This window comes from uncultured Dietzia sp. (genome assembly GCF_937873725.1).
GTDB lineage: Bacteria > Actinomycetota > Actinomycetes > Mycobacteriales > Mycobacteriaceae > Dietzia.
Genome location: NZ_CALMYY010000037.1, coordinates 1 through 10,733, shown reverse-complemented (window position 1 = coordinate 10,733; position 10,733 = coordinate 1). Strand labels below are relative to the sequence as shown.

Below are 10,733 nucleotides of genomic sequence, written 5' to 3'. Positions count from 1 at the left end.
GGGGGGGGGGGGCCGCGGGCCCCCCGGCGGCCGCGGGGGGGGCCGCCGGGGGCGCGGGGTGGCGCGCCCGCCCCGGTCCCCCCCCCCCCCGCCCCCGCCCCCGCCGCGCCCGCCGCGCCCGCGGCGGCCACGGCGGTGGTCGGCTGGACCGACACGATCCCGTCGGGGACGGTCGCGGTGACGGTGAGGAGTTCGGTGCTCCACTGCATGCCGATGACGTTGCGCAGGGTCCGGGAGGTGTCGGCGGTGGGGAAGTCGGGGCCGAGGTCCCGCGGCATGAGCGTCACCGAGTCGCCGACCCGGACGACCTTGCCCAGCAGCGCGGATCGCAGCACGCGCTCGGCCACCCCCCGGCCCGCGGGCGGCAGCCCCTGGACCTCGATGGACTGGGCCCCCGTGACCTGCGCGGCGCGCACGGTCACCCGCGCGTCCTCGCCCAGGCCGCAGTTGGCCGCCACGACCTCGTCCACGACCAGCACCCCGCTGGGCGCGCCCGGCGCGGCCGCCGCGACCACCGCGGCGGTGGTGCGGGCCCCCACGATCTCGATCGCGTCCCACTCGCGCATCCCCAGCGCCAGGATCACCTCGGGGTGCGCGCGGACGATCCCCCGGCGGGAGTCGGCCGCGGACGCCGACAGTCGGAGGGTCAGGTCCAGATCCGGGCGGGGGTTCACGGCTGCGAGCCTATCGGCGCGCGGCGTCCCCGGGCGGGGGTGCCGCGCTACAGGGCGCCGCGCACGGCGTTCCAGGCCACCGGAATCTGTCGGGAGTAGTACGACCAGTTGTGCATGCCGGTGGGCAGGTGGTCGACCCGCGCCGTGATCCCCAGCTCGCGGAGGCGGCGATCCGCCGCCCACGTGCACTGGCCGGTGGCCTGCTCGAGCGCCATGCCGGCCACGAAGTTGGCGGCGTCGCCGTTGTAGGCCGCCCAGTCGCCGGGGTTGGCCACGCCGGTGCCGGACGAGAGGTAGACCGCCTTGCCGCGCAACGTCTCGGCGCCGGCCAAGGCGTCGTGCGCGGCCCACTGCGCGTTGCCGGGCTCGCCCCACATGTTGGTGAGGGTGGCTCCCCGGCTCTCCACCGTGTAGCGGGTGAGGATCTGGCCGAGCGCGTCGGTGGAGTAGCACCCCGAGACGCCGAACACGGCCCGGTAGAGCTCCGGGTGGCGGGTCGCCAGGGAGAGCGCGGCGCCCGCGCCCATCGAGATGCCACCGATCCCGCGGCTGGTGCTGGTGCTCACCTGCGGCTCGACCAGCCGGGGCAGGTCCCGGGTGATGAAGGACTCCCACCTGCTGATGCCCAGCACGGGGTCCTGCGCGTCCCAGTCGGCCCACATGGAGCCCTGGCCACCGGTCGGGATGACGAGGTTGACGTTCTGGTCGGCGAATTGCTCCGCGGCGCCCCACTGCATGAAGCCGCTGGGCAACTCGGAGCCGACGCCGTCGAGGAGGTAGAGGAACGGCGCATCGGGTCTGGTGGCCCGGTACACCTCGACGGTGATCCCGCGCTTCATGTCGGCCGAGTCGATGAGCCACCGCTCGTAGCGGCCGTCGATCGTCTTGCCCACCACCCTGGTCTCGGTGATGCCGGGGTTGGGTTGCGGTGCCGGCGGCGGGGAGCCGGCGAACATGTTGGGGGAGAAGCCGAGCCGGTTGGCCACGCCCATCATCGACGAGCCGGAGGAGCCCGGCAGGTTGCCGAGGTAGAGCAGCTGGCTCAGGCTCTCGGGGGTGATCGAGTCGAGCGCGGCGTTGCCGATCTGCTCGGGGCTGATCACCGCCGGAAGTTCCTGGGCCCGGGCCGAGGCGGGGCTCAGGCCCACGGCCAGGGCGACGGCGGTGGCGGCGGCCAGCGCGGCCCTGCTCGCGCGGCGGGCACGGCCCGGGCGGGGCGTCCGGGCCGCTGCGGGGACGGACATGGCGGACATGGCGGACATGGCGACTCCAGATTCCGGCAGCCGACCCTCCTCGGCCGCCACTGACCTCAGTATCGCGCCCGCGCGTCACGCTGTTACCGCTGGTGGGGGGCGGGCGTCAGCGATAGCGCTGCAGGAATGCCGCCTCGGCCAGCGCGATCCGCTCGATCTCGCGCGGGTCCACGGACTCGTCGGGGGAGTGGATCGCGGCCGCCGGGTCCTCGACCCCGAACAGTGCGATGCTCGCGCCCGGATGGGCCTCGCGCAGCGCCGTGCACAGGGGGATGGACCCGCCGGAGCCGACCTCGGCCACCTCCCGCGCGCCGTACGCCTTGGCCAGGCACTCCGAGAGCAGCCCGTGCACCGGGTCGGACCCGCCGGCCGGGACGGAGCTGAACGGGTGGCCGACGGTCTCCTTCTCCACCGACACCCGCGCGTTCCAGGGCCGGCGCCTCTGGACGTGCGCCGCGAGCAGGTCCTGCGCCTCGAGCGGGTCCATCCCGGGCGGCACGCGCAGGTTGACCAGCGCGCGGGCCCGCGGCTGGACGGCGGCGATCGCGCCCTCGACCGGCGGGCAGTCGATGCCCAGCACGGTCACCGCCGGGCGCGCCCAGACGAGGTCGGCGACGGGGGCCGCCGAGGAGGGCTCGACGCCGTCGAGGATCCCGGCGTCGGCGCGGAACGCCTCCTCGGCGTACGGCCGGCCGGTCCACTCGCCGCCGAAGTCCAGGCCGTCGACGGTGGTCGCCCCGGTCTCGGGGTCGCGCAGCGAGGCGAGGATGGAGATGAGCGCGGCCAGGGCGTCCGGCGCCGCGCCCCCGAACTGGCCGGAGTGAACCCCGGCGGAGAGGGTGTCGACCACGACGACGAGGTTCGCGATCCCCCGCAGGCTGGTCGTGAGCGTGGGAACGCCGGCCGAGACGTTCCCCGAGTCCACGATGAGGATCGCGTCCGCCGCCACCAGGTCGGGCCGCGAGGCCACGAGATCGTCCAACCCCCCACCGCCGGTCTCCTCGGAGCCCTCCACCACCAGCCTGATCCCCAGGCCGTCCAGCGGGTCCGCCCCGCGGGGGTCCGCCTCGTCGTCGTCGCCCCCCGGGGTGTCCGGCGCCGACCCCCCCAGGGCGGCCAGGGCGCGCAGCGCGGTGAGGTGGACGACCAGGTTCCCCTTGCAGTCCGCGGCGCCGCGGCCGTACCACCGCCCGTCGCGCTCGGTCAGCTCCCACGGCGGGGTGGTCCACTCGGCGGGGTCTCCCGAGGGCTGCACGTCGTAGTGGCTGTACAGGAGCACGGTGGGGCGGCCCGGCGCGGCGGGCCGGTGGGCGAACACGGCGTGCGAGCCGTCGGAGGTCTCGACCACCTCGACGGAGTCCGGCCCGAGGCCGGGGACGGGGAGCCCGGCGAGGAGGGTGCGCACCAGGTCGCGGGCCTGGGCGCACGCCTCGGGGTGGGCGCCGTGGACGGAGGGCAGGGCCACCAGGTCGGCGAGGTCGGCGCGCGCGCGGCCCAGTTGCCCGGCCACCGCCTCGGCGAGGTCCGCGAGGTCGGGATGCGGGGCGGGGAACGGGGACGCAGCGGTGTCGGCCATGTCGACAGAATAGTCGTGAGCTCGGACACACCCCGGAGATGAACGGAAGATGAACGCCGGGTGTCGTATCATTGTCACCATGAGCCTTGTGATTGTTGTCACCCCCGCCGATGCGGCCCTGAGCGGCGCGGCCCACCTCGACGATCTCCCCGAGCACGTCCGGGACGACCTGGAGGCGCTCCGGGACGAGGTCCGGGAGCGGTTCCCCGCCGCGGACGCGGTGGGCGAGACCGGGGCGCTGACCCGGCGGCCGGAGATCGAGGGCGTCGGCGTGGTCATCCACCCGGGGGTCATCACCCGCCCGCTGGTCGTCAACGCCGTGATGCGGCTGGCCGCGCCCCGGCAGCTCCTGGTCGCGTGCCCGGAACTGGGATTGGTCGCCGACCCGCGCGAGCGCATCGACGTCGACGTCCACCGCCGACCCACCACGGCGGGAGCGGACATCGGCGACCACGAGGTCCGTGGCCGTCCCCACGGGACGCTGCCGTGGATCACCCACGAGTTGCTGCGCCAGCTCGTGCACCGGCTCGAGGTGGACGGCGACCGGCTGGAGCTGGAGGTCGACGACGACCGGTGGTTCCGCTACGAGCGGGCCGGCGGGGAACTCCTGGTGCAGGTCGCCGACGGGCCGGGGGTGCCGGTTCTCGAGCGGACTGTGGCGGCCGACCGGGCGGACCGGGCGGCGGAGTCCGGCTGGGAGTGGGCGCGCGGCACCGGGGGCTGGGCGGAGGCGCTCGAGGGCGCCGCCGAGGGTGACGGGGCCAGCGCGGCCTGAGGACGCGCGCGCCGGGTCAGACCGAGTTGTCGTACCGCAGCGACGCCACCACCGCGTCGATCGTGGACACGGGCTGGGCGCCCGGTTCGCCCTCGTCGCTCATCAGCACGAACACGATCGAGGCGGGGGAGCCGTCCGCGGCCCGGGTGGACACCGCGATCGTGTCGAAGCGGATGATCGGCGGCGTGCACGCATCCCGCGGTGGCCGCACCTGACCCCGCAGCGAGACGTGCCAGGCGGGCACCCCCGAGACGCCGATGCTCCGCGCCTCGGGGACGGGGACGTCCGCGCCGCCGCGGGTGAACCGGCGGTCGATCGAGTCCGCCATCGCGCGGGACGCGGACTCCGCCTGCTCGCGGGCGTCGCCGGGGAGCTGTGAACTGATGCCGACCAGCGTGCGGAACGACAGGCCGTTGGACTCGCAGTACCCCCGGTCGGCGATCGCGTTGGCCGTGGTGACGTACCCCGATCCCCAGTCCGATCCGGCGTCCCGGCCGCCGTCGGGTCCCGAACCGTCCCCGGCGGGCGGGCCGTAGGGGTCGCCGATCTCCCACCCCGGCGGCACCGAGTAGACGAGCCCCGTCGGGCTCCGCACGTCCTGCCAGTCGCCCGGCGGCGGTCCGGCGGCCAGGGTGGGGCCGGGTTCCTCGCGCTCGGGTTGCCCGGGACGGTCCGGGGTCGACGACCACAGGAAGCAGCCGGACAGCGTCGCCGCGAGCGAGCCGGCGAGGAGCGCGGCGAGCCCGGATCGGCTCGACGCGCCACCGGCGCCGGCCACCGCCGTCAGCCCCGCTCGGCGAGGGCCTTGATGCGCTGCAGCGAGGTGGACACGCCCCGGTCCAGCTCGGTCGTGAACGACTTCTGCCCGCCGAACACCGTGTCGGTGAGGAAGCGGGAGACGAAGGTCAGGCCGGCGGGGACCTCGCGGCGCTCCGTCAGGCGGGTCCCGCCGCCCGCGGTGGGCTCGAGCTCGAACACCCACACCGTGGTGTTCTCGGAGATGCGGTTGGCGAACCGGCGGCCCGGCTCGAACCCCACGACACGGCTGGTGGTGGGCCAGAGGATCGGGCCCCTCCTGTTGATGTTGAGCGCGCGGGTGCCGGCGGTGGTGCGGCCGCCCAGGGGGATGACCTTGACCGCCTGGCTGCTCCACTGCGGGGCGTTGCGCACCTCGGAGACGATCTCCCAGACCCGCGCCGGCGGCGCGTCGATCTCGATGGAGCTCTCGATGGCGCCGACGGGCGCGGAGTCGGTGGTCATGGTGGCCTTCCGGGAGGGTGTGCGTGATGGCGTCTCGATGGTAGGGGACGGGTTCCGACGGTGCGGGCCGTTCGCCCGTCGCGAACACGGGCCGCACCCTTTGCACTCGCGGGGGGCGAGTGCTAGAAAAGCGGTTGGCACTCGGTTACCCTGAGTGCCAGTACGAACCCTGAACTGAGGTCGCAAGGTGAGGCGTGGATCTGACACGGTCCACTCCGTCCGTCGCGGGCGCCGACGCCGACCACATACGTGTCACCCCACACCCGGAGGATGATTCACCCAATGGCAAAGATGATCGCGTTCGACGAAGAAGCCCGTCGCGGCCTGGAGAGCGGTCTCAACCAGCTCGCCGACGCCGTCAAGGTCACGCTCGGCCCCAAGGGCCGCAACGTCGTCCTGGAGAAGAAGTGGGGCGCCCCCACGATCACCAACGACGGTGTCTCCATCGCCAAGGAGATCGAGCTCGAGGACCCGTACGAGAAGATCGGTGCCGAGCTCGTCAAGGAGGTCGCCAAGAAGACGGACGACGTCGCGGGCGACGGCACCACCACCGCCACCGTGCTGGCCCAGGCGCTCGTGCGCGAGGGTCTGCGCAACGTCGCCGCCGGCGCCAACCCGATGGGGATCAAGCGCGGGATCGAGAAGGCCGTCGCGGCCGTCACCGCGCACCTGATCGCCTCCGCCACGGAGATCGAGACCAAGGAGCAGATCGCTGCGACCGCGGGCATCTCCGCCGGTGACCCGGCCATCGGCGAGCTCATCGCCCAGGCCATGGACAAGGTCGGCAAGGAGGGCGTGATCACGGTCGAGGAGTCGCAGACCTTCGGCCTGGACCTCGAGCTCACCGAGGGCATGCGCTTCGACAAGGGCTACATCTCGCAGTACTTCATGACGGATCCGGAGCGCCAGGAGGCGGTCATGGAGGATCCGTACGTCCTGCTGGTCTCGGGCAAGGTCTCCACCGTCAAGGACCTCCTCCCGCTGCTGGAGAAGGTCATCGGCGAGGGCAAGTCCCTGCTGATCCTGGCCGAGGACGTCGAGGGCGAGGCCCTGTCCACGCTCGTCGTCAACAAGATCCGCGGCACCTTCAAGTCCGTCGCCGTCAAGGCCCCGGGCTTCGGTGACCGCCGCAAGGCCATGCTGCAGGACATCGCGATCCTCACCGGTGGCCAGGTCATCTCCGAGGAGGTCGGCCTCTCCCTGGAGACCGCCGACATCTCCATGCTGGGCAAGGCCCGCAAGGTCGTCGTGACCAAGGACGAGACCACCATCGTCGAGGGCGCGGGCGACCAGGGTCAGATCGAGGGACGGGTCAACCAGATCCGCGCCGAGATCGAGAACTCCGACTCGGACTACGACCGCGAGAAGCTCCAGGAGCGTCTGGCCAAGCTCGCCGGCGGCGTCGCTGTGATCAAGGCGGGTGCCGCCACCGAGGTCGAGCTCAAGGAGCGCAAGCACCGCATCGAGGACGCGGTCCGCAACGCCAAGGCCGCCGTCGAGGAGGGCATCGTCGCGGGCGGCGGTGTCGCCCTGGTCAAGTCCGAGGCCGCCATCGACGCCCTCTCCCTCGAGGGCGAGGAGGCCACCGGCGCGAAGATCGTGAAGTTCGCGCTGAGCGCCCCGCTCAAGCAGATCGCCCACAACGCCGGCCTCGAGCCGGGCGTCGTGGCGGAGAAGGTCCGCAACCTCCCGGGTGCCGAGGGCCTCAACGCCGCCACCGGCGAATACGAGGATCTCCTGGTGGCCGGGATCAACGACCCGGTCAAGGTGACCCGGTCGGCGCTGCAGAACGCCGCGTCGATCGCCGCGCTGTTCCTCACCACCGAGGCCGTCGTGGCCGACAAGCCCGAGCCCGCCGGACCGGCGATGCCGGGTGGCGACGAGATGGGTGGCATGGGCTTCTGATGTAGCCCACCCCAGCACGCGGCCGTGGCCCGCACCGGAGATCCGGTGCGGGCCACGGCCTTTGTCGGGCTCTCCTGGGGCATCGGGTCGCGTAACACGATCGTCACGTGCGTCGTCCCGCGTAAAACGTCTGTGACCTGCGGTTAAGGAACGGTTTCGTCTCTGGTGGCTGCTGAACGGCCGCCCTAGTGTCTGTGTCAGGCGCCCCGGAGGGCGCCGGAACACACTGAGAACGGAGACCCCCATGCCCAACTTCGGTCAACTGTCCGACCTCTTCGGCGGAATCACCGACATCCTCGGCGCCGTCGTCTTCTTCACCGGGTCCCTGGGTGGCGAGGGCGGGGTCAATGACTTCATCGGCGCGATCACGAGCATCAGCGCCGACTAGCGGTCACGACCCACCCACCACACACCAGAACACCTCTAGGAGCAGACGATGACTTTCCCCGAGTTCGGATCCCTTGCCGGCGTCAGTGGCGCACTGGGCTTTCTCAACGACTTCCTCGGCGCGTTCGGAGACATGTTCTCCGGCCTGGCGTACTTCACCGGAGGTGACTTCCAGGAGGCGCTGACAGGAGGCTTCCTGCAGTGACACGAGCCCCGTCCGGGTAGGCGACTGCCCCTGACGGTTCCGAATGCGGCCCGCGCGAATCTCCCTCGCGCGGGCCGCTTCGTCGTCTCCGGAGGGGTGCGCGCCGGGGTGAAACCAGCGCCCACGGTGATCCCCGAGGGTGAACAGGGGGTGACGTCGGAACGGTGCTCACCAGCGGCATACGTCCTCCGGGTGACGTATGAAGGAATTTCTCTGAAAGCCGCCCGATTAATGAGTCTTCTTAAGCCTTGGTGGGTTACAGTGACCCAGGACACGGGCCCAGAGTAGGTGCCTGGCCAGCGTCAAGAGGCGAACCTGAGACGCGCGTCACGATTGACATCAGCGCGACTTAGGTTAACCTTACCGAGGGCCCCACGAGTCGGGGCGACATCACAGCAAAGGGAGAAACACATGCCTGACTTTGGAGCGATTGCCGGACTTCTCGGCAACGTGAAGAGCATCTTCGACTTCGTCGCCGGGACCACCGGGTCGCTGTCGGGCTTCAACAAGCCCGAGACGGGGCCGGCCGCGCTCTTCGAGACCCTCTTCAGCGGGTCCGCCGGAGAGGCTGCCTGATAGTCCCCTGCGGCGAGCGCCTGTCAAGTGCGCATCGCTCGTCGGCTGTGCGGGTCCCCGCACGCAGTCTGCCGCAACTGGTCGGCGGACGCCCCCTCGTCAAGGTCAATGCGCGAGTTCCCGCGCGGCGGAACATTCACAAAGGAGATCATCATGGGTTCGACTGAACTGGGCGCGATTGCTGGCCTGAGCAAGCTCGGCGGCGACTTCGTCGGCGCGCTGGCGGCCGGCGCGAAGGCTGCCGCCTACTTCATCGGCGGCGGCTTCGCTGCCGACATGGCCACCGGCTTCATGAAGTAAGTAGCCACGCGGAAAGCGCGGTCGTCGAGGGCGTCGGAGTGACTCCGGCGCCCTCGATGCGTGTGCGGACGTCGAGACGGCTGCGACGACGCGGCCGGTCTCGCAGACGTTTCGCGGGTGGGAAAATGCTCATAGTCGTAACGCGGGCCCGGTCACCGTCGATAATGTTGACGTGAGCCGCACCGGCCGGCTCCGCGGTTTCCCTCGGTACACCTGACTGTGGGAGCCTCGGAGCGTGCCCCGCGGATACAATACGCACGACCTGCGGACGCAAGTGGTACTACTGTGTCTAGTGGGACTTGTGTGACTACTGGGAATCGGGTTAGCGTTCCCACAAGAATGCCCGGGTCCGTCTGTGAACAACGAGAATGTAAGGCGTCGAAATATGCGTTCAGTGAAGCGGTTCGGCACGAAGGTCGCCGTCGCGGCCGTTGCTGCGGCCATGGTCCCCGTCGTCGCCACGGGCACGGCCCAGGCCCAGGGCGGCGGCACCATCCAGTACAACAAGGCCAACGCCTCGCAGAAGGTCCGCGAGACCACTCTCACCGACGGTCGCATGATCGTCTCGGTGTGGTCGGACAAGATGCAGATGGAGGTCCCGAACATCGTGCAGCGCCCGGCTGACGGCAACGCCAAGGCCCCGGTGCTCTACCTGATCAACGGCGCGGGTGGTGGCGAGGACTCCGCCACCTGGCAGGCGCAGTCGGACGTGAAGAACTTCATGGCCAACAAGAACGCCTGGACCGTCACGCCCATCGGAGGCGCCTTCTCGTACTACACCGACTGGCAGCGGCACGACCCCAACGTCCAGACCCGCTTCGCCCGCGAGACCACCCGCCCGATGGCGTTCGAGTCCTACCTCGCCAACGAGCTCCCCGACCTGTTCGAGTCGGCCTACGGCGGCAACACCGGAGGCGACCGCAAGCGTTCGCTCGCGGCCATCTCCATGACCGCCACGTCGGTGCTGACCATCGCCCAGAAGCACCCGGGCCGCTTCCAGGCCATCGGCTCCTACTCGGGTTGCGCCGAGACCTCGACGCCGATCGGCTACCAGTTCATCAACATCGTCACCGGGATGCGGGGCGGAGCCAACCTCGACAACATGTGGGGCCCGTTCCCGGGTACGCCCGAGACGGTGAACGGCTGGTTCGACAACGACCCGGTCTGGGGCGCCTGGCGCTTCGAGGAGCAGAAGAGGAACGGCACCCTGCCGGCCATGTTCATCTCCACCGGCAACGGTCTGCCCGGACCGTACGAGTCCCTGGAGAACTGGCGCCTGCGCAACAGCATCCCGGCGCTGGCCAACCAGGCGATCGTCGGTGGCATCATCGAGGCCGCCACCCAGTACTGCACGGCCAACCTCGCCCGCCGCTTCGGCGAGCTGCAGATCCCGGCCCAGTTCGACTTCGCGCCCAACGGCACGCACTCGTGGGGCTACTGGCAGGACGACCTCAAGCAGTCCTGGCCGATGATGGCCGCCGCGATGGGCGCCACCGAGCGCTGAGGCCGACCGGCACCGACGGACCCCGTCCCACCACCGACGGACCCCGTCCCACCACCTGCGTGGGGCGGGGTCCGTCGCCGTCGGGCGACGGTCCGGTGGGGGCCTCCGCCGAGCGGGGAGGGGCGTCCGGCATCCTGTACGCATGACCAAGACCGATGATCCGCGCCGGATCGAACTCCGCCACGCCGACGGCAGCACGAGCCCGCTGCTGCTCGTGGAGTCCGACCGGCGGGACGAGCGCCGGCCCGCGATCCCCGTCCTGCCCGGCATCGCCGGCGGCGCCCCCCACTCCCCCCCCCCGGCCCCCGCCCCCGCCCC

At 71.5% G+C, this 10,733-nt stretch carries 11 protein-coding genes and 1 pseudogene; 7 read left to right on the top strand and 5 right to left on the bottom strand.

Annotated features, from left to right (window positions below):
- From Q0444_RS03125 to Q0444_RS03115, 3 genes and pseudogenes are all read right to left on the bottom strand, one after another.
- Positions 1-674: pseudogene (locus Q0444_RS03125) on the bottom strand (ATPase); the annotation flags it as partial.
- Between the two features lie 47 nt (positions 675-721).
- Positions 722-1,936 carry an alpha/beta hydrolase family protein gene (locus tag Q0444_RS03120; RefSeq protein ID WP_291083334.1) on the bottom strand — a complete coding sequence of 405 codons (1,215 nt, stop codon included), beginning with the start codon at positions 1,934-1,936 and terminating at the stop codon, positions 722-724.
- Between the two features lie 97 nt (positions 1,937-2,033).
- Positions 2,034-3,503 carry a M20/M25/M40 family metallo-hydrolase gene (locus Q0444_RS03115; RefSeq protein ID WP_291083336.1) on the bottom strand — a complete coding sequence of 490 codons (1,470 nt, stop codon included), beginning with the start codon at positions 3,501-3,503 and terminating at the stop codon, positions 2,034-2,036.
- A 79-nt stretch (positions 3,504-3,582) separates the two neighbouring features.
- Between Q0444_RS03115 and Q0444_RS03110 the strand changes: the two genes are divergently transcribed.
- Positions 3,583-4,278, top strand: a complete 696-nt coding sequence (locus Q0444_RS03110; RefSeq protein WP_291083338.1) for a hypothetical protein — start codon at positions 3,583-3,585, stop codon at positions 4,276-4,278.
- A gap of 16 nt (positions 4,279-4,294) precedes the next feature.
- On the opposite strand, the gene Q0444_RS03105 is transcribed toward Q0444_RS03110, so the two are convergent.
- Both Q0444_RS03105 and Q0444_RS03100 read right to left on the bottom strand, forming a co-directional pair.
- The gene (locus Q0444_RS03105; RefSeq protein ID WP_291083339.1) at positions 4,295-5,056 is read right to left on the bottom strand and encodes a hypothetical protein; all 762 of its coding nucleotides are present in this window, start codon (positions 5,054-5,056) and stop codon (positions 4,295-4,297) included.
- A 5-nt stretch (positions 5,057-5,061) separates the two neighbouring features.
- Positions 5,062-5,538 carry an SRPBCC family protein gene (locus Q0444_RS03100; RefSeq protein ID WP_291083340.1) on the bottom strand — a complete coding sequence of 159 codons (477 nt, stop codon included), beginning with the start codon at positions 5,536-5,538 and terminating at the stop codon, positions 5,062-5,064.
- Positions 5,539-5,820: 282 nt separating this feature from the next.
- Here Q0444_RS03100 and groL point away from each other — a divergent pair, with 282 nt between their 5' ends.
- From groL to Q0444_RS03070, 6 genes are all read left to right on the top strand, one after another.
- Positions 5,821-7,443 (top strand): chaperonin GroEL, encoded by a 1,623-nt coding sequence (gene groL / locus Q0444_RS03095; RefSeq protein ID WP_299021325.1) that lies wholly within the window; start codon positions 5,821-5,823, stop codon positions 7,441-7,443.
- A 244-nt stretch (positions 7,444-7,687) separates the two neighbouring features.
- Positions 7,688-7,831: a hypothetical protein gene (locus Q0444_RS03090; protein WP_167507208.1), complete on the top strand. Its 144-nt coding sequence runs from the start codon at positions 7,688-7,690 to the stop codon at positions 7,829-7,831.
- A gap of 48 nt (positions 7,832-7,879) precedes the next feature.
- Positions 7,880-8,035: a hypothetical protein gene (locus Q0444_RS03085; RefSeq protein WP_167507209.1), complete on the top strand. Its 156-nt coding sequence runs from the start codon at positions 7,880-7,882 to the stop codon at positions 8,033-8,035.
- 411 nt (positions 8,036-8,446) lie between these two features.
- A complete protein-coding gene (locus Q0444_RS03080) occupies positions 8,447-8,611 on the top strand; it encodes a hypothetical protein (protein WP_291080370.1) in 165 nt (54 codons plus the stop codon).
- A 153-nt stretch (positions 8,612-8,764) separates the two neighbouring features.
- Complete coding sequence (locus Q0444_RS03075) at positions 8,765-8,911, top strand: hypothetical protein (protein ID WP_299021317.1); 147 nt, start codon at positions 8,765-8,767, stop codon at positions 8,909-8,911.
- 385 nt (positions 8,912-9,296) lie between these two features.
- Positions 9,297-10,415, top strand: a complete 1,119-nt coding sequence (locus Q0444_RS03070; protein WP_291080374.1) for an alpha/beta hydrolase family protein — start codon at positions 9,297-9,299, stop codon at positions 10,413-10,415.
- Positions 10,416-10,733: the final 318 nt, after the last annotated feature.

Excerpts from the sequence above, each read along its gene's own strand:
- Q0444_RS03070 (WP_291080374.1), top strand. The coding sequence starts at position 9,297 with ATGCGTTCAGTGAAGCGGTTCGGCACGAAGGTCGCCGTCGCGGCCGTT.
- Q0444_RS03080 (WP_291080370.1), top strand. The coding sequence starts at position 8,447 with ATGCCTGACTTTGGAGCGATTGCCGGACTTCTCGGCAACGTGAAGAGC.
- Q0444_RS03100 (WP_291083340.1), bottom strand. The coding sequence starts at position 5,538 with ATGACCACCGACTCCGCGCCCGTCGGCGCCATCGAGAGCTCCATCGAG.
- Q0444_RS03085 (WP_167507209.1), top strand. The coding sequence starts at position 7,880 with ATGACTTTCCCCGAGTTCGGATCCCTTGCCGGCGTCAGTGGCGCACTG.
- Q0444_RS03110 (WP_291083338.1), top strand. The coding sequence starts at position 3,583 with ATGAGCCTTGTGATTGTTGTCACCCCCGCCGATGCGGCCCTGAGCGGC.
- Q0444_RS03115 (WP_291083336.1), bottom strand. The coding sequence starts at position 3,503 with ATGGCCGACACCGCTGCGTCCCCGTTCCCCGCCCCGCATCCCGACCTC.
- groL (WP_299021325.1), top strand. The coding sequence starts at position 5,821 with ATGGCAAAGATGATCGCGTTCGACGAAGAAGCCCGTCGCGGCCTGGAG.
- Q0444_RS03120 (WP_291083334.1), bottom strand. The coding sequence starts at position 1,936 with ATGTCCGCCATGTCCGCCATGTCCGTCCCCGCAGCGGCCCGGACGCCC.
- Q0444_RS03090 (WP_167507208.1), top strand. The coding sequence starts at position 7,688 with ATGCCCAACTTCGGTCAACTGTCCGACCTCTTCGGCGGAATCACCGAC.
- Q0444_RS03075 (WP_299021317.1), top strand. The coding sequence starts at position 8,765 with ATGGGTTCGACTGAACTGGGCGCGATTGCTGGCCTGAGCAAGCTCGGC.